We start from the raw sequence: 18,615 nt of genomic DNA, 5'->3' as shown, positions 1-18,615 counted from the left end.
TTCTCCCGAGGTGAATGCATGTTGGCTCTCCTCCCAGAAAGCCAAACTAAGGGTTATTTCTCCAAGTATCCGCGCCGTTCCGCTATTAGCTGGGCAGTGAGCGCAAGTTCTGTAACCGTGAAAGTGTGTTGTTGGGGGCATGCAGTGTAAGTTCGATTGCGCACGTCCTCTGCAAGGTTTTTGAAATACGGCAGCTCCGCATCGCTGCACTCGATATACTCACAGGTCTGACCATTGACGAGGAACAGGTGGTCCTGACCGGGCCTGCCGCAAACATCGACGTATTTGCGCAGCTCGATGTAACCCTCGGTGCCCAGAATAAAGAGACGTCCGTCGCCCCAGTTTGGCAATCCATCTGGTGTGAACCAATCCAACCGGATGTAAGCCTGCGTTCTGCCACTCACTAGGTTCAACTCGCCAAAATCTTGGAACTCAGGATGATCCGGGTTGCCAAAGTTGCCGACAGCGGAATGAACGACACGGGCACTCTCAGCACCTGTCAGATAGAGGAACTGGTCAATCTGATGCGTCGCAATATCGCTCAGAATGCCGCCGTAGCGCTTTTCCTCAAAGAACCAGTCCGGGCGCATCTGTTTGTTAAGCCGGTGCGGTCCCATGCCCACTGTTTGCAACACCTCACCAATCCGGCCAGAATGAACCAGCTCTGCTGCTTTGGTGACGGCGCGCACTTCAAAGCGCTCCGAAAAATCAATGGACCAGATCCGGCCCGTTTGCTCAACCGCAGCGCGGATCTGGCTAAATTCTTCAAGAGTGACGCAGCCGGGCTTATCCAGCATAACGTCCTTGCCGTGTTGCATGGCTTCAATCGCAAGAGCGGCACGTTGGTCTGGCGGGGCTGCGATGAGAATGAGAGCAACACTATCATCCTCCAGAATTTCCTGGTGGTCTTGTACGCGCGGCACATCAGGAAAGCGCTTGGTAAAGCCTTCCATGGGCTGCGGATCGCCTTCGGTCCAGAAGGATTTGAACGTGCAGCCTTGCGCAATCATGCCTTCAGCCATTCCGTAGATATGGCGGTGGTCTACTCCGATCACGGCAAAGGAGAGGGAACCTGTCATAGCTCTGCACCTTCTTGTTCAAGGGATACGGTCGCACCTTCGCGGGAAGAGCGCACCAGAGCATCAATCAACCGGTGGACCTTCAATCCTTCTCGTCCCGAAACACGAGGCTGCCGGTCTTCACTGATTGAAGCGGCAAAATCCGCGATCAAATCACGGTGCCAATCACACGGGAAAGCCATGGGATCTGCGCCGCCGCCTGTCGCGGAAAGCTCACCAACTTCTTCAGTGCGCCCATCGCGCCAGAAAACGTTTAATTGTCCGGCGATGAGAGAGGCCGTTCCAAGAGTTCCATCAATCACGAGGCTCTCAGCGGTACCTGGGAAAGTCGCTGTTGTCGCAACCACAGACCCTACCGTTCCTGATGCGAACCGGAGCCCTGCGGCTGCAAAATCTTCAGCTTCAAGCTCATGCGCTTTTGTTGCTGCGCAAAAGGCCTGAACAGTTTCAACCGGCTCAGTCAGACTGAGCATCAAATCCAAGACATGGATTGCCTGACTGATTAGCACGCCGCCGCCGTCACGGGCATATGTTCCACGACCCGGTGCGTCGTAGTATGATTGCTCTCTCCACCAAGGGACTTCAGCCCGTACCAGTGAGAGGTCTCCAAGTTCACTTGCCTCCACTAGTTCCCGCAGACGCCGGGCGCCTGCGCGGAAACGATGCTGAAACACCACACCAAATTTAACTTTAGCCGCTTCGCAGATCTCCACCAGTTCAGTTGCCGCTTCCGTATTCCGCTCAATGGGTTTTTCGCTGAGAATGTGCTTTCCAGCTGTGCTGAACAGTTTCACGAACTGTTTGCGTTGATCAGCAGGCGTAATCAGGATGACGCCATCCACGTTGGGATCTGCCGCGATGTCCTGCGCATTCTCATAAATGGGCCAACCATAAAGTTCGTGAACCTGCTCAGCCTTTTCACGGCTCCGGTTGAATACACCCGCAACCTTCACAACTTCCTGTAGTTGAGACAGAGCTTCCAGATGCGGCTTTGCCGCCATTCCAAGCCCAACGACAGCGATTCGAACAGTATTCATAATTTGTCCTCATTGAGATCCATGGATACTGGTATACCAAAATAAAAGCAACTAGTGAGAACTCGTAGATAGCGGTGGCTCGCAAACAACTTGGCAACACCGATGAGGCCAAAACATCGCTTAGTTTGATCAGTTACGACGTCGACTTTGCCACCAGACAGGGCAAAGTCGACTAATTTAAACGCCACTAAAGCCCCATCAAATTGGGCAAAAACAACGAAATCGCCGGTATATAAGTTGTCAGTAGTAAAGCAACGAGGATAGCTAGGTAAAACGGCCATATTGTTTTGACGACGTGCTCGATTCGAACCTTTGCAATGGAGCAACCCACGAAAAGACAACCACCGACTGGAGGTGTCGTTAAACCCAGCCCAAGATTCATCATCAAAATCATGCCGAATTGGATAGGGCTCATGCCAAGCGACAGAGCCATGGGCAGGAATATCGGCGTTGCAATTAGTATCAATGCACCCATATCCATGAACATTCCGAGCACGAGCAACGACAAATTGATCAGAAGCAGGATAACAATCTTACTGTCAGACACTCCCTGCATTAGCTCTAGGATCCTGGCTGGGACTTCATAAAGAGCGATGAAGTAGGAGAACGCTTGTGCGGTTCCAACAAGAATCATGACCATAGCAGTCGTGCGGATGGCTTGGGTTACACTAATCCAGAACAGCTCGAAAGTCAGAGTTCTGTAATACAGAATTGTAACTACTAGCGCATAGATCGCACCAATCGCCGCGGACTCTGTGACGGTGAATATGCCAGTCAGAACACCACCGATAATCACAACAGCTGTCAGAAATCCGGGTAGTGCTGCGGCGGCAGCAACGGCTACGGCATACCAGCCTGGAAACCTGCCCACCGGATAATCGCGCTGGACTGCAATGGCGTAAGCTGCAACGGACAGGCACAAGCACATAATGACACCGGGTATAACGCCTGCCATGAACAGCGAAGTGATTGATATGCCACCACCTGCTGCAAGGGCGTACAGGATCATATTGTGGCTTGGGGGGATCATTACCCCGGCAATGGATGAGGTAACAGTTACGTTAACGGTATAGTCATCGTCATAGCCTCGTTCACGCATCATCGGGATCATGACTGAACCCAAGGCAGATGTGTCGGCGACAGCAGAACCGGAGATCCCTCCAAAGAGCATAGAGGTAAGGACGTTAACCACACCCAGTCCACCGCGAACCTGACCAACCATTGATTCAGCGAAGCGGACCAGCCGGACAGCAATGCCGCCGTGCATCATCAACTCGCCAGCAAAAATGAAAAATGGAATGGCCAGGAGGGAGAATACGTTAATCCCAGCGACCATCCGTTGGAAAACAATAAGTGCCGGGATGCCTTCATACACAGCAGTCAGAAGCGCAGATATGCCGAGTGCAAAAGCAATTGGAATACCCATAGCCGTGAATAGGAAAAAGGCGAGAACCAGAATAGCGACGCCCATTATACGGTCTCCGTTTCAGAGGCAGCTTCTAAGAGTTCGGTTTGCGGCACTACTATTAGAAAATAGAGGCGCTCAACCATGAATGCGATGATGAGACCACCGCATATTATCAGCGGTAAATATTGAATGCCCTGCGGAATGCCCAGGAGAGGAATATTGCGGCCCCAGGTTCCTTTAACCAGCGTCCAGGAAAAGACAATCATGCTGCCGCCAAACAGAGCTAGAATGAATGCATTGATTATTTCAACCCAGCGCTGGTAGCGCATGGGAAGTAATTCCGAGATGAAGGTTATCCCTAGGTGGAAATTTTCACGCAGCCCAACGGCGGCCATTGGCAGGGACACAATGAGAATGAGCAGGAGAGCCATTTTCTCGGTCCATGTTGGCGTGTCGTTAAGGATATAACGCCCGTAAACCTGCCATCCGGTGAAGACGACAAGCAAAATCAATGCAATTGAACCTAGAAACACAACTGCTTGAGAGAGGTAATCAAAGAGCTTCCAGCGCATTGCTCGACCTTATTTTTCAGAGAGTTCTGCCGCACCAAAAGGTGCGACAGGAAAAGTGAGATGTGCTGTTAGTCGACCGCTTGAATGCGCATCAGAAGATCCTTGATCACAGGATCAGACGCAAATTTTTCGTAGACTGGAGCCATGGCCTTGATGAATGGAGTTTTATCGTCAAGTTCGACGATTATGCTGCCTGCATCACGTACGATCTGTTCTGATTTTTTCTCACGAACGGCCCACAGTTCACGCTGGTAAATTGCGGCTTCTTGGGCAGCTGTTTTGATGATCGCCTGGTCTTCTGCGGAGAAAGCATCCCATGTGGATTTTGAGAAGATAATGCCCTCTGGAACGATGGTATGCTGATCAAGGATGTAGTATTTGGCAACCTCAAAATGGTTTGTTGACTCATAAGAAGGCCAGTTGTTTTCAGCCCCGTCCACGACACCTGACTGCAATGCAGTATATACTTCACCAAATGGAAGCGGCGTCGCATTTGCACCGAGTGCTTCAACCATCGCAACGTTGATTTCCGAGTTCTGGACGCGGAATTTCAAGCCCTTAACATCTTCAAGAGAGTTGAGAGGGGTATTTGCATAAAAGGAACGGGAACCACCTGAGAACCAGGAAAGCGGAACCATGTTAAACTCTTCCATGGCTTTGCCGATTTCTGCACCGATCTCACCTTCGAGAACACGGAAGCTGTGCTCTACTGATTTGAAAGCATAGGGCAGGGAGGTTACCGCAGTTTCTTTAACCGTATTGTTCATCGGCGCCAGGCTGAAAATCCCAAAATCTAAAGCACCAAATTGCAACTGTTCCGTTGCGAACTCACCTTCACCTAATTGAGCCGAATGATAGGTTTTTAGTATGATGCGGTCATTGGTGCGTTCTGCGACTAAGTCGCCAAAATGATCCATTGCAACGGAGACAGGATATTCTGGTGAATGTGTGTTCCAGCCACGGTAATTTTCGGCAACCGCGACGGTTGCGACACCTGTAAGGGCCAAGCCCAGAACAACAGATTTTAGTGATGAATTATTTAACATATTGACGTCCTCCCATGTATGCTGGTGTCTCCAGCACTCCCGTATTTAAATTCCTAGTAGATGTGTCTCGGTATAAATCTGAAAATTGAACAGTGGTTTTGATCGATATCTACTTGTGAGTATGCATTCTTGCGCTCCGCCCAAAGGTATATCTACAGTATATTTCAAGTAAAATTATGGATATTCCTCAAGTAGTGTGCTTTAATCGACTCAATATCCTCATATTGAACGTGTTATCATAGTAATAATCATTGATAGTATTATGGTTATTAATGAAAATATTCACACAACCAGCCAGAATACAAAATTGTAAGTTTATAATCATTTTGTAGTTAAGGTTTCAAAATTACCTTCCGATTCACAAGAGGTAATCAGAGAAATTATTTACTATCTAGAATCGTGAGGTTATCGTTGAAAGCCACCTTTGTAAATATATTTGTATACTGGTATACAGGTTAGTGAGGATGGTTGTTTAAAGCGAGCTAATTGATATCGCTCGACGAGCATGGTTCTGTCGCGAAGATTTCAGAGGGTCCTATGGTAAAGACATTCTACGTTAATTGGGTTCCAGATTTCATTACACAAAGGTCGTAAATTGAGGCCTTAATGAGCCAGATGCCGCCTAGATGTGAACGATTTGGAGTTACTGAGCCGTGTAATTATTGACGATCTGAAATGGTTTTCTAAGTTTTGAGCTCAAGTAAAAATTTGTGACTGAGCCATTGAAACCGCGCGGCCCAAGAAGACTTGCCGGATGTTCCGCGACACCGCAATTGCACTTTGTCTGGTCTCCAGAACTTGATCATAGAGCCTAGCGGGAAGATCAGCAGCTTGGCGATACGCGTCATTGCGATCTGAGAGAATGGTGTTGAGGGCGTGAATCTGAAGATAAAGGAACAGAATCGCGCCGGTATGCTTCCGCTGAAGCTGAAACCGGAGGACTGGACGTCTGGTTCCGTCAGAACCGTTTCGAATGCTTAATGTTCTGGATGACTTCAACCGGGAAGGGTTGGCTATTGAAGTGGATTTTTCACTCCCAGCTTTACGGGTGGTATGCACCTTAAAACAGGTCATAGAATTGCGCGGGAAACCAGAGATGATACGTGTAGAGCTGGCTCGGAAAGCCAGCGCAGAATGCATATATTGAGCGTTACACAGGACCGTTCGGCAGGAGTGGCTGGTTCAGAATAACTTTGAGACAATCATCCGAGTCCAGGCTGAGGTTACAAAATGACTCTGGACATACAATAATGAGCGACCCAACATGGCCATCGGCGGCATGACCCCATAGGCGCTAACTTAAGGAGTAACTGATTGAATTTATATGGTTTTCATTGATATCATTGATTGTGATGCAGCTTTGGGGATTACTTCGCTTCCAGCGCACACGTGATCTGGTCTTGGATGAGCTTGATGAAATAGGAGAGCATTGTGCATTCGCCGGTTTGGATGAAACCTTCGATGGCACATCAATCACAAGAAGCCGATCGTTTAGCTTTTGGACTACCATCCTGTGAGGGTATTCTGTGAGGTGGGTTCAACAGGTGAGAGCAACACTTTAATCTTTGAATAAAGATGGAGTGTTCAACATGAAGTACCGCCGTCGTATCTATTATTCCGCAAAGCAACGAGCCGAAATTTGGGGTTGATGGCAGCTGGGAGAGTTCATGAGTACGATTGGCCGGGTGTTTGACCTCCAGTCCTCATCTGTGCTTTCCGTCATTTCTCCCACTGGAGGCATCCGTCCTTCGGATCGACGCCGTGGCAAGCAAGTGCGGAACTTGAAAGAACGCGAGGAGATATCGCGGGGCCTCAGCATCAACACATCTTTACATCCATTGCACGCCAATTGGGCCGTGCTCCCTCCACAATCAGTCGCGAGGTCCGACGAAATGGGGGACGTATTGCTTATCGAGCGTCGGCATCTGATTAGGTCGCATGGGATCGCGCTCTGCGGCCCAAGATATGCAAACTGGCTTGCCATCCTCATTTAAGCCACGCAGTATCAGTGAAGCTGTGCTGCAACCATTTCCAGCACATAACTCAAGCTGCGGCCTAATCGGAGCGGTTTCACTTATAAACGACGCTAACCTGTCCAAACAAACCGAACCACCTCTGTTTTCCGGAATTCTCTGGCGGATCTCACATCCAGATATCAGCAGGAGACACTGGCATCCGGCACTATTCACTTATCCCCTCAACGAATAGACTGAGAGCAAAAATTGCATTTAAGCTATCGCCACAAAGTAAAGGTGGGTCTGCCTGGATCCACGAGATAGTCAAAGTGGATGATACTGTAAAAATTTCTCCACCTCGCAATTACTTTGGTCTTGCTAGGGAAGCGAAGAACCACAATTTCTATTGCAGGATGGATCGGAATTGCGCCTTTTCTATCCATGATTGAAGAGGCTGAAGAACGCGGAGATGGATGGCATCTCCATACTTGCTTCATGACTAACAAAGATGCTCCTTTTGTAGCGCAGCTTCTTGCATCTCACCCGAATAATGTTTGTGCCTACTTTGCAAACGGAGAGGAAAACAGAAGGTTAAATATTCCGTGCTTCATGTCTCAGTTGGAACATGACGCTCATATTTACACCTGCGGCCCCACTCCAATGATGCGGGCAGTAAGGGGTACAGGTGCAGAATTACCTTCTGAGGTGCTTCATTTTGAATGCTTTGGGAGCACTAAGGACAGCAACGAAACTGCTTTTGAGGTTCAGCTTAACTCATCTGGAAAAGTTATTCCAATTGCTGCGAATAAGACCATATTGCAGGCGCTTCAGGATGCTGATATTCAAATTTCATCAGAATCCGGCATATGCGGCACATGTCGGACCGGTTATATCGCCGGCGATGTTGATCACAGAGATTACGTCCTTAATTTAGATCAAAGAGAAAAGTGTCTAATGGCATGCGTCGCTCGCAGCAAAGGAAGAATTGTCCTGGATCTCTAAGAAATCGATTAGGGTAAGAGAAAATTTACGGGAATACAGATTAGTTGCGCGCACCAACAGTATACAGTTCACTTCTTGTAGTGAAATTTACCATCTCCGAATTTTCAGATTGCTGATTACAAAAAGCCTTAAACTAAATGCGTTCATTGTAATAGTCCAGTTCATGCGAGCAATACTGCATATACAAATTCGGTCTTTTTGATGGATCTTGTTGGAAAAACGGCATTGTCAAACGTGGACGGCGAAATGCAAAAGAACTCCAACTTTGCTCATTCTTATAAATATCTAGAGGGCTTTTCAATTCTGATGAAACAGCCTGTTAAATAGCGGGGGCACAAAAAAATAACTGAAATTCTAACTGGATAGATATTATCCGTTTGCAGAAGTGCAAAACACACCTTCACAAAGCTGATTGTGGAAACCATCAATCTCGTAAAGGGGCTTGGTGTTACCGGTGATGCTTATGCTGGTAAGCGAGTGAAACACCGGTTTCTTGCACGCCAGGATGCAAAACAGCCCAATCTCAAACAGGTGCATCTGATACACTCAGAGTTTCATGAACTGCTGCACTCTTGAGGGTCCGATGTAAGTCCAGGAATCTTAGGAGAAAACATCACACCACGTGGTGTCGACCTACTGGCCTTGCCTCGAGGAACTCAGATAAGCTTCCCAAACGGGCCCCCAATTGAGATCACCTGCGTGAGAAACCCATGCATTCAATTGACTGGTATCAAGACGGACTGACAAAAGAATGTATTGATTGGGAAGGTGACAAAATGATCCGCAAAGCAGGTGCGATGTCAGTCATACTGTCAGCCGGAGTTGTCTCCACTGGTGATAATTTTATGTGCAATTTGCCTAGATCTCCACACCTGCCACTTCAAGTTGTTTGATGCTTTAATGGTTCCATCAAGTTGGCAATGTTACTTGATTGTGTCGCAAAGTTGATACAAAAAGCCACCTCCGTGGAATTGGACAGTTTCCGCCGCAACACTTTTCGCGAATGCTAGTCGATGATCACAGCCATATGGATAAATCCCTTAGCTATGGGAATAAGGGAGATGGGGTCGATTTCGGTAGCGGCCGAAACCCTACGCTGAACTTTTTGAGGGACCGTTTTCACCAAAATGCATATTCATATGTCGTTTGGTGATCATATCTACCGTTTGTCTTGGCTCAGAACAAGCCTAACCAGAGCGAAGTTTTAACTTCAGGGCGATCTCATTCAGGTTGCCGGTATTAAAGGATAAGCATCTGACTTCTAGCCCTAATCAATAATTACAAGGGGTTTAATGCAGGCTTGAACTAATTTCTGAAAGGGTTGGTAATACAGCGACTGCGGAGGAAATGCATGTGTGGCAACCAACATTTCACCATCGCTTCATGCATGTGCGCACATGTTTCGTGAGCACTTTATTGGCTGGCACACTTGGTGTTTGGTCGGTTGCATCTCAGGCAGCTGAAGACGTTGTGAACTGGGACTTGAATTCCAACCCTTGGACTACGTTGGACTTTGGGACCACAGGTACGTTTCTCACTGGTATTCGCGGAGATAATATTGTTGGCAATTACGTCATCTCAGGTGGTACAGCGGGGCTTTTGTACAGTCAGGACACGATGGTGTGGACGCAATTTCCAATTGATGCGTCCTCCGAGGGCAATTATCCGGGCGCTCTCAGTTCCTCGCCGTACGGTCCCAGTTTTGGCTCTCAATTAGGCATTTTGCGCGTGGTTGGCAGCTATAAAACTACGGCGTCATCGCCCGTTGATCTTGGGTATCTTTATGACGGAGCAGCAACACCGGGCGAGGAACTGACCACGCTGAGCGATCCGACCGATGATACAAAGTTCACTATCGCTCACAGCAATTTCGGCAGCTACGCCGTTGGGAACTATGATGAGCACCTCTCCACGGGCAGCGCTTTCATATACAACATGAGTACCGGTAATTACGATACGCTGAATATCAACGGCAGCGGCAATGCTTCGCCAATAAGCACGACTGCCTATGGCGTTTATGGCGATAAAATCGCTGGCGGGTACGCCGATGTTGACCTGGGGCCAGGTGAAGATTCTGGTTTCGAACACGGTTATATCTACGATATGAGCATCGGCACCTATGAAACCTACAATCACCCAAGCGCAGCATTTACGCATTTTGAGGGTATCACCGGTGCCGGAAAAGCAGGCGAATACAACCTTGTTGCGGACTGGTTTGAAGCGGATGGAACACCCCACTCAACCGTCCTACATATTGCTGCGAATGGCGATTTGACTTGGTATGATTTTGATATCCCCGGCTCTGACGTGACATCTTCCAACTCCGCTTACCAAGGTCAGATCATTGGCGTCTACACGGATGCAGATGGAACACATGGCTATAGCTTCGAGATCCCGGCAATCTACACGCCGTTCTATACCAACGTTACATCTCTTGTAATTGGCACGGACTCTGGCGTGGCGATAGAGGCCATGCAGGGCGACGATGTATTAAACACCGCCGACGGCAGCATTGTTGTGAGCGGCGAAAACAGCATCGCCATCAGCGCGAACATCTCTAGCGTGATTACCAACGAGGGGATGGTCTCAGCCAACGGTGACGGCAGTGCTGCCGTGAAGTTTGTTGGGAGTTCTCGTGTTGGAACATACGGCACGCTCGGAACCGTAGGGACACTTCTCAATGATGGCGTACTGAACGCAGCGTCCAGCGCTTTTGCCATTCTTGCGGATGGGACAAGTGGCACCACCGTTGTTAATACCGGTCGTATCGACGGGCGTGTTGTGGTCTTGAATGATGCAGAAGCTCGTTTCGAGAACAGTGGTTGGTTTGGCGTCACTGGCAGCGGGGCGAAGACCGACCATGAGATCAGCGGGTTATTCGCCCAAACTGCGATTGGAACACTGGCTTTGCGCATTGGCGGCGGCAACGATGAATTACACATCGGCGATGCTGCGCGGCTCGCTGGAACGCTCAGCCCAATTTTCCAACAGGGCAGCTTGGCCAGAACCTATACGCTGTTGACCGCCACCGAACTGACGGGCACGTTCACACTCGCCCCCATCGACATGCCGAGTTATGTTACAGCATCACTCGCCTACACCGATACCAGTGCTGCACTTGAGCTTGAGGCAGATATGGGCAGTGTTTCTGGCCTTACTGGCGATCAAGGTGCGGTTGGCAATGCACTCGACATGGCGTTCAATACCGGCGGTGGTATTCCAGACAGCCTCAACGCCGCGCTGTTTGCATTGTCAGAAAATCAACTTCCGGCGTCTTTAAACGCGCTTTCGGGTGAACTTTACGCAAGCGAGCAATCAGTTCTGATCAAGGAGGCCTTGCTAGGACGCGAGGCACTGCTTGAGCGCTTACGACAGATATCCTACTCCAGTTTCAACGTTTCTGATGTAGACCTCACGCTCAACTACGGTGATGCGCCGGTGGTCGCCTCCGCGTCATCTGCGCCGGGACTAACTATCTGGGCAAAAGGGATTGCCTCTTGGGGCAGTATTGATGGCAATGGCAATTCGTCAGATGTGAGTGGAGGCTTGGGCGGACTTATCGTTGGCACTGACATTGCGACCGCAGAGGACTGGAATTTTGGCTTGGCCTTCGGGTATACCTACTCCGACACCGACAGTAACGGCCTATCAAGTTCGGCACAGGTCCAAACAGGACTGATTGGCGGTTATGCCAGCAAGGACATTGGAGCCGTAATATTGCGTGCAGGTGGTCTTTATAGCTTGAATTATGTCGATACCGACCGTTCGGCAAGCTTTCCCGGCTACGTTGATACTGTCGAAGCTGACTACCGGGCTGGTACTGGTCAGCTATTTGGTGAGGTTGCATACGGCGCAGCGTACCAAGGCGTTGCTCTGGAGCCTTTCGCAGGTCTCGCTTGGGTCCATCTCAACACACAGGATTTCAACGAAAGCGGCGGGGACGCAGCGCTCATGGGGTCGTCAAGCAATTCGGACGTGGGATATTCGTCGCTTGGTTTCAGGATAGCAACCAGCCGTAAGGTTATGACTAACAAGACATTGAAACTGCATGTTTCGCTCGCTTGGCAATATGCTTTTGGCGATCTCAGACCAGAAGCAGCGCTGGCCTTTGCCGGGACAACAGGTGCAGAATTTACCGCCTCAGGGGCGCCGCTTGCCAGAAATGCAGCCCTGATTGATGTGGGCACCAACTTGGAAATCAGCCCCAACGTGACGGTGGGCCTCTCCTATTTCGGAGAGCTTGCCCAGAATACTCATGTCTCCGCAGGTCAGGCCAGCTTAACTTGGGGGTTCTAATTTCGATATTTTCCGCCAAAATGCTCTCTATGATCAACGCTACCATTTACTCTGGAATAAGAGCACCTCAGCCGAAGTTTTTTTCAATTGCTGATTGTTCTCGTGTTAAACTGACACCGGGATGGGAAACGGAAATTCTCTTCAGCGTGGACCATTTACAAGGTGCGGAAGAATCAGCCCTTCACTGTGATGTGAAAATCAATTTGCGTAACTAGTCGCTTCTAACGTGAAGAGCCGAGGCTGTGTGGAAACGCATTTGTCTGAGTGCTTAGAGGCTCTACTTTGGCGTTTTTCTATTCCAAGAGCGTAATTTGTGTCATCTGGCCTCTGTTTGATCGAGCAGGAGCTTTGATAGCGGGTTCCAGGTGATGAATAACGTTATCCGGTCCAATTATGCCTTCAACGCGACCATCAAAAAGGGCGATCCCGATGATGTTGAGGACCCATCTGAAGTTATAGGCCAGGACATGGAGGCTCATCTCAGCGGCGACCTTTTCTCGTGTTCGGGTCAGGAAGTGGGTGTATCCCATCCAAGCTTTCAATGTTCCAAAGGGATGTTCAACCGTTGTTCTGCGGATCCGCATGGCGTCAGGTTTTCCTTCCAACCTGCGCTCGATTTCATCCAGCACACCTTCTTGATCCCAACGTGGGATGCGGCGCAATTTCTCGCTCGTGCAGCGTGGCTTAAGGTGGCAGTTTGAACAGGCTGGCAGATGCCGGTAGAAGTTGATGTAGCCTTGACGATCTGACCGATGGGCACCCTTGGTCAGGCTCTGACCTGCCGGGCAGATATAAACATCGTTCCTGGTGTCGTTGATAAAATCTTGCTTGATGAAAAACCCGCGTTTGATACCGCTTGATGTAAGCGGCTTAGGCACATGGGTGGTAATGCCATTGTTGGCGCACTCAAGCAGTTGTTCGCCGCTATAGTATCCTCGATCTGCGACAACCGTGATCTCTTCGCCACCAATTGCCCTCGATCACTGCCCGATGAGGTCACTTCGTGCGCCACAATCAAGTGATGCTCAACATCAACGGCTGTCTGTACGTTATAACCGACAATGCCGCCACCTGGATGCCTCATAGAGCGTGCGTCAGGGTGGCTCAACGATATTTGGGCATCCGGTGCTTTTTGCACTTGGGCATTGATGACTTTCAATTCCTCCATCTGTTCTTTGAGTTTAATGATACGGTCCTGCAAACGAACAACTTTGGCTGCAGGCAAAGCAGGCTCATTGCGGTCAGCCGCATCCAGTTTAGAAAGATAGCGCTCAATGCTGGTTTCAACGTCTGCCACTCGTCGCTTCACCTTGGCATACGTGAAGTTCTTATCCCGGTTGTTCACCGCTTTGAACTTGCTGCCATCAATCGCAACAGTGTCACCGTTCAAAAGACCGACCTGACGGCAGAGCCTCACAAACTGGCTGCATACCTTGCGGATCGTTTTGCTATTATCGCGCCGGAAATCCGCAATTGTTTTGAAATCTGGTGCAAGGCGACCGGACAGCCACATCATCTCAACGTTGCGACCTGCCTCCAGTTCTAACCGACGGCTCGAATGAATGCGATTGAGATAACCGTAAACATAAATCTTCCGTAAAACCGCCGGATGATAACCGGGCCTTCCTGTCGCAGTTGCGGCGCTGAAACCGATATTCCAGATGAAGTTCATCCAGCCGGCGCATGAAGGCAAGCGTTTCCAGTGAGGCCGGACGGGGCCGGTAGTAAACACCGCTTCTGGATAGGCTTAGGGCTTTGGCCTGACGGCAAACCGAGAGTTTGTGCTTATGGTCGATCATCTTTTGGTGCTCAGCAAGCTTGCTTTTGTGAGCGCCTTCTTACGAACTTACGCGGCCCCATTGGGGCCATGGTCCCTTCGAAGTCCGAAAAAATCGGTTTCCAAAGCCAGCTCCCCAATTTTGGCGTGCAGCCGTTTGATGTCGACTTCAGGTTTCTGCATAGCCTGTTTATCAGCCCCAAACACATCTGGCATCGCCGCAAGGGCCTGCTCTTTCCACTGTTTGATCTGGTTGCGTGCACGTCAAAGTCCTGAGCTAGTTCACTTAAGGTCTTCTCTCCGCGAATAGCAGTAAGCGCCACTTTCGCTTTAAAAGCCGGGCTATGGGACCAGTGGGGACCTCTGCTTATACAGGTCTCCTGCTTTAGGCGTCACGCCAGTTTCAGGAGCAAAATCCACTTATACAACCTGTCGAAAATCCCTGAGCCAGCTATCTTTGTCAATTCTGGTTTTACCACACATATTCCATCGCTTTCTGATGATGAAAGTAACGCAATACTGAATATGTTGTTTAGGTTTGTAGAACGTGAACAGGCGCTTAATTGCCGTATCCGCTGGGAACCCGGAACCCTTGTTTTTTGGGATAACTGTTGCACGTAGTACAGAGCAGTTTGGGACTGCTGCTCTTATTCCCGTTTCGGGGAACGCGTCACCGTTCTTGGAACCAAACCAGAGGGTGTTGTGGCGTTCAGCATAGCTGAGGAAATGGCCTGATATCAGGTCTCATGAGACCGGATGACGGATTGTGAAGCCAGTCTTTCCTGCTTTGTTGCCCGGTTGCTAGATTGTCTAATCCGCAGGGCCTCCGTCATTGTAGTTAATAAGGGTACGGATGTGATCTCATCGGCCGACTGCGGTTAGTTAAGTAAAATACAAAATAATGATATGTAAACTCACAATAAATAGATTTTTTCTTAAAAGTAGTCACAATAAATTTAGCTAAAATACTAATATATCCTAAAACCTATCCAGTAAATATCGTATATTAATAAACCCTATTATCTCAATAGCTAGAAGCAAAATTTATCTAGCAATTAAAATAGTCGGAGGAAGTTCTATGCCAACATTACTGACTATACATGTCAAAAATCTAACACCAACTCCCCGAAAATTCTTTATTTTTCAAAAACCTGCGATTTATGTCGGGGGACAAAAAGTATATACGAACAGTGCGTACTCTCAGGAATTAGCGCCCAGCACCCCTGATAATGAAAAGCTATTAACATTTCAGGTTAATATGCAATTTCACGCTGGTCTTCAGCAAGCACATAGTACCCCTGTTGTTGGCGAATCTTCTGGGTATGAAACATCCTCTGTAAAGATTGATATTGCCCCAATAAAGGGGACCGCCGCCGATAGTACAAAAGCAACCTTAGATCCATTAGGGCTATCCAATGCCGTTTTTGATAAGGATGTTCAAAAAGGAGCATTCCGGATTTACGTTCCTCCTTTTGCTCCGAACAAACATTATAATGTTGGGTCTGCGGTTGAGACTGGAGATGGCTCTAATGTGCTCTCCAATTTTATCCCAGCAGAAGCGAGTGTTGCGGTAGATTGTGAACCAATATTGCAATTCTACGTAGCAACAGGCGACTACACACCGGGAACGGTGATGGACTTCACTGAAAAAGGAGAAAATGCCGCCCTCTGTGACTTTACTGGTGGATATGATGTCATCAACATCACCATGAAAGATAATGGGACATGGGCTGCCCCGGAGAGGCTATCGGAGAAGGCGTCTGCCTAAGAGAAGCCTTTATTACTCTTAGGGAATAGAATCCTAAGTGCATGACGGGTACCAATCGGCAGTTTTTGCAGCATGACGAGGGTTAGAGTGCGCCGCCTTTTATCAGGATCATACGCGCACTCTAATCTGTTTTATCGTGCATACCTCTTGAAGCTGTCCTGATGGAATGGATGCCCCACGCCGGTGCTTCAAATACCTGCCATACTGGTAGGCGTTAATTTGAATCTCAGGAGAGCATCTACGACTAAACTAGCAATAGTTAAAGTTGATTTGGCGAGGAACGGTTTTCAAATTTATGGCGCAAGTAGCGATGGAACCGTTATATTTTCGTGAAAAATTTCTCGGTCCAAAATTCTTTCCACATTAAACAAGCACCCAACTTGTCTGGTTGCGATGGAGAGGTGTGCTACATCGCATTATTGGGGCCGTGAAATTACTAAGCTGGGATACTAGGTGCGGTTGATGCCACCAATTTATGTAAAACCGTTTGTTAAACTTTCGAGATTTGATTGTGGCCCGATCACCTTCTTGCCGCAACCTATCAAGGTTTCCTCTCGGGACCGGTGGTCATAGCCTGTTCGCTGCTGCCAAGCCATGCGATCATTTGCTTGAATGGAAAGAATATTCTTGTCAGTTCGTGTCGGATTGGTCTCAGTCTGCGTGCTGGGGGTAGCTGCTTTGGGCGGCGGAATAATGATTTCCACGTCCTCAAAGCGGCTTGCTAGGGATATTCGGCATTGTTCGCCATCATAGGCCCCATCACCAAGAAACTGGGCAACCGGATCCTCAACCTGATCCAGTAAATCCGGTAGGGCTGTCAGATCGCCAATGTGCTCGTCAGTCAGCTCCGCACACTGGATCTCGCGACTTTCCAGATACAGGCCAAGATGCAATTTTCGCCAGGTTCGGCGCTTAGTTTTCTGTCATTCTCCGGCCCCGAAAACCTCCGCCCGCGTGCTGTCGACCGCCAGTTGGCTTGGCCCTGGTTGGGCTTTTTGCTAGCGGCTCGAAAGCTTAAAGCCACTGGCGCGACAGGAAAGGATTGAAAAGTCTGGCCGGCAGATTAAGTCCCATCAATCCAAGCTAGGAGCGCACGGATCCTTGTGTCTGCCGCAGCGCAAGGCTAAACACGACCCTCAACTGCAAGCAGGTTTCGATGGCAATATCTGAGAACTTCTGAGGGCGACCACGATGTTTGGCAGGCGAAGCAAACCAGCTCGTTGTGACGCTGACATCGATCCAGATTTCTATGTCACCGTGCCGGCGCAGGCTTTCGTTATATTCCGTCCATTCCTAGGCAAATTTACGCCGGGCGTCCGCAGCTAAGCCTAGGCCGACGGCACCAAAAACGTCACCTTCTACGATGGTTGCATTTGGCAATAATTCTTGAAAATGGCGACGCAATAAGGGGATGCGTGTTGTTCCACCGGTTAGGAACATGCTGTTGATCTGGTCGCCCGTTACACCTGCGTTGCTCAATGCTTCGTTGATGGTTTGCTCGATCTTGCAAATTGATGCATCTATTGCTGCACGGAACTCAGTGGTTGACATTTCCAGCAGTACATCTTCCTCTTCCAGCTCAATTTTTACTGTGGCGATGTCAGCGGAGGATAGGTCAATTTTGGCTTGCTCTACCCGTGTTGCGAGAGCATGGCCGTCTTTGGCGCGAATAACCTCACGAAGGCGCTCCACCAGATGGGGCTGCGCGGCTTCCCGGCGAACTTCACTCAATTCCCGCAGGATGTTAGGAGCGTAGAGCTGGTTGATAAATTGCCAGGTTGCCAGATCAAAATAGTACTTCGATGGCAGGGCGCGCTTCCCGCATTTAGTCAGAGTCTTATAACCAAGCTGAGGCATAACCTGTGCCATCGACAAAAGCCTGTCGAAATCTGTACCGCCAATATGTACGCCGGTATTGGCTAGGATATCATTGCTACGGTCAGGTGCGTTTCTCCGATCTGGTGATACGCGGATAATGGAGAAATCGGCAGTACCGCCGCCGATATCAAGCACGAGAATAAGTTCCTCTTGAGCGACCGTTTGTTCATATGCAAGTGCCGCAGCAATTGGCTCATATTGGAAGGCAATATCTTTGAAGCCTTCCTGGCGGGCAATGCTTTCTAGCGTATCCTGCGCTGCTTTATCAGCGGTTTCATTGCCGTCAATAAAGTGAACCGGGCGGCCTAGAACGACCTTTGTCACGTCTTCGTTCAAGTGAGCGTCAAGCTTGTGCTTCAACTGGCGCAGATACAAGGCAATGATGTCTCTAAATGCCATACGACCGCCCATAACAGCCGTCTTCTCTTGAATGAGCGAAGTACCCAGTATGCTCTTCAGCGCTTGCATAAGGCGCCCCTCGTCGCCTCTGATGTATTCTTGCTTCGCTTGTCGACCATACACGATCTGTTCATCTTCGAAATTGAAGAAAATAGCGGATGGCATTTCGGGGTTACCCTGATCTAAATTTATCAGTTCTGGCAGGGCCCCAGAGAAGACGCCCACAGTTGAGTTGGAGGTTCCAAAATCAATACCAGCATATGCAATGCTCATTCTCGGTCTCTCCAAGTGTCATCCGGCAAGCAAAACGAACCCGCTGTAAATCAGAATTTCTGACTATACGGATAGGTAAATATCAGGGGTACACCTCCAAGTTTTTAAGGAGGGCCGAGCTAGAT

9 protein-coding genes and 5 pseudogenes are annotated in these 18,615 nt (G+C 49.1%); 5 read left to right on the top strand and 9 right to left on the bottom strand.

Annotation, left to right across the window (positions count from 1 at the left end; translation table 11 throughout):
• Positions 1-53 precede the first annotated feature (53 nt).
• The 5 genes from BLS62_RS01485 to BLS62_RS01460 all read right to left on the bottom strand — a co-directional run bounded on the left by BLS62_RS01485 (position 54) and on the right by BLS62_RS01460 (position 5,142).
• Positions 54-1,079, bottom strand: a complete 1,026-nt coding sequence (locus BLS62_RS01485) for a Gfo/Idh/MocA family protein (RefSeq protein WP_093175800.1) — start codon at positions 1,077-1,079, stop codon at positions 54-56.
• The gene (locus BLS62_RS01480; RefSeq protein WP_093175796.1) at positions 1,076-2,116 is read right to left on the bottom strand and encodes a Gfo/Idh/MocA family protein; all 1,041 of its coding nucleotides are present in this window, start codon (positions 2,114-2,116) and stop codon (positions 1,076-1,078) included. The genes BLS62_RS01485 and BLS62_RS01480 overlap by 4 nt, the downstream gene beginning before the upstream one ends.
• 187 nt (positions 2,117-2,303) lie before the next feature.
• Complete coding sequence (locus BLS62_RS01470; RefSeq protein WP_093175788.1) at positions 2,304-3,587, bottom strand: TRAP transporter large permease; 1,284 nt, start codon at positions 3,585-3,587, stop codon at positions 2,304-2,306.
• Positions 3,587-4,096, bottom strand: a complete 510-nt coding sequence (locus BLS62_RS01465; RefSeq protein ID WP_093175784.1) for a TRAP transporter small permease — start codon at positions 4,094-4,096, stop codon at positions 3,587-3,589. Before BLS62_RS01465 ends, BLS62_RS01470 begins: the two co-directional genes overlap by 1 nt.
• Positions 4,097-4,164: 68 nt before the next feature.
• Positions 4,165-5,142 carry a TRAP transporter substrate-binding protein gene (locus tag BLS62_RS01460; protein WP_093175780.1) on the bottom strand — a complete coding sequence of 326 codons (978 nt, stop codon included), beginning with the start codon at positions 5,140-5,142 and terminating at the stop codon, positions 4,165-4,167.
• Positions 5,143-6,109: 967 nt separating this feature from the next.
• On the opposite strand from BLS62_RS01460, the pseudogene BLS62_RS31975 reads away from it, so the two are divergent.
• The 4 genes and pseudogenes from BLS62_RS31975 to BLS62_RS01435 all read left to right on the top strand — a co-directional run.
• Positions 6,110-6,373, top strand: a pseudogene (locus BLS62_RS31975) (integrase core domain-containing protein); the annotation flags it as partial.
• 603 nt (positions 6,374-6,976) lie between these two features.
• A pseudogene (locus tag BLS62_RS31970) lies at positions 6,977-7,072 on the top strand (helix-turn-helix domain-containing protein); the annotation flags it as partial.
• 466 nt (positions 7,073-7,538) lie between these two features.
• Positions 7,539-8,099, top strand: a complete 561-nt coding sequence (locus BLS62_RS01445) for a flavin reductase family protein (protein WP_093175772.1) — start codon at positions 7,539-7,541, stop codon at positions 8,097-8,099.
• A gap of 1,416 nt (positions 8,100-9,515) precedes the next feature.
• On the top strand, positions 9,516-12,395 hold the full coding sequence (locus tag BLS62_RS01435) for an autotransporter family protein (protein ID WP_159436455.1): 2,880 nt from the start codon (positions 9,516-9,518) through the stop codon (positions 12,393-12,395).
• A 422-nt stretch (positions 12,396-12,817) separates the two neighbouring features.
• Here BLS62_RS01435 and BLS62_RS01425 read toward each other — a convergent pair.
• Together BLS62_RS01425 and BLS62_RS31965 are read right to left on the bottom strand one after the other, a co-directional pair.
• Positions 12,818-14,028: pseudogene (locus tag BLS62_RS01425) on the bottom strand (IS1182 family transposase); the annotation flags it as partial.
• A gap of 13 nt (positions 14,029-14,041) precedes the next feature.
• Positions 14,042-14,543 (bottom strand): annotated as a pseudogene (locus BLS62_RS31965) (transposase); the annotation flags it as partial.
• Between the two features lie 707 nt (positions 14,544-15,250).
• On the opposite strand from BLS62_RS31965, the gene BLS62_RS01415 reads away from it, so the two are divergent.
• Positions 15,251-15,940, top strand: a complete 690-nt coding sequence (locus BLS62_RS01415; RefSeq protein ID WP_093175758.1) for a hypothetical protein — start codon at positions 15,251-15,253, stop codon at positions 15,938-15,940.
• Between the two features lie 473 nt (positions 15,941-16,413).
• On the opposite strand, the pseudogene BLS62_RS01410 reads toward BLS62_RS01415, so the two are convergent.
• Together BLS62_RS01410 and BLS62_RS01400 are read right to left on the bottom strand one after the other, a co-directional pair.
• Positions 16,414-16,848, bottom strand: a pseudogene (locus BLS62_RS01410) (transposase); the annotation flags it as partial.
• A gap of 385 nt (positions 16,849-17,233) precedes the next feature.
• Positions 17,234-18,490, bottom strand: coding sequence for an Hsp70 family protein (locus BLS62_RS01400; protein WP_093175748.1), 1,257 nt, complete (start codon positions 18,488-18,490; stop codon positions 17,234-17,236).
• Between the last annotated feature and the right edge of the window lie 125 nt (positions 18,491-18,615).

Origin of the sequence: Pseudovibrio sp. Tun.PSC04-5.I4 (assembly GCF_900104145.1) — a bacterium.
Taxonomy (GTDB): Bacteria; Pseudomonadota; Alphaproteobacteria; order Rhizobiales; family Stappiaceae; genus Pseudovibrio.
This window is presented reverse-complemented; position numbering and strand designations above follow the sequence as displayed.

Bases quoted from the DNA above. Each gene is read 5' to 3' on its own strand.
- BLS62_RS01470 (WP_093175788.1), bottom strand. From the start codon at position 3,587: ATGGGCGTCGCTATTCTGGTTCTCGCCTTTTTCCTATTCACGGCTATG.
- BLS62_RS01445 (WP_093175772.1), top strand. From the start codon at position 7,539: ATGATTGAAGAGGCTGAAGAACGCGGAGATGGATGGCATCTCCATACT.
- BLS62_RS01485 (WP_093175800.1), bottom strand. From the start codon at position 1,079: ATGACAGGTTCCCTCTCCTTTGCCGTGATCGGAGTAGACCACCGCCAT.
- BLS62_RS01465 (WP_093175784.1), bottom strand. From the start codon at position 4,096: ATGCGCTGGAAGCTCTTTGATTACCTCTCTCAAGCAGTTGTGTTTCTA.
- BLS62_RS01480 (WP_093175796.1), bottom strand. From the start codon at position 2,116: ATGAATACTGTTCGAATCGCTGTCGTTGGGCTTGGAATGGCGGCAAAG.
- BLS62_RS01415 (WP_093175758.1), top strand. From the start codon at position 15,251: ATGCCAACATTACTGACTATACATGTCAAAAATCTAACACCAACTCCC.
- BLS62_RS01400 (WP_093175748.1), bottom strand. From the start codon at position 18,490: ATGAGCATTGCATATGCTGGTATTGATTTTGGAACCTCCAACTCAACT.
- BLS62_RS01460 (WP_093175780.1), bottom strand. From the start codon at position 5,142: ATGTTAAATAATTCATCACTAAAATCTGTTGTTCTGGGCTTGGCCCTT.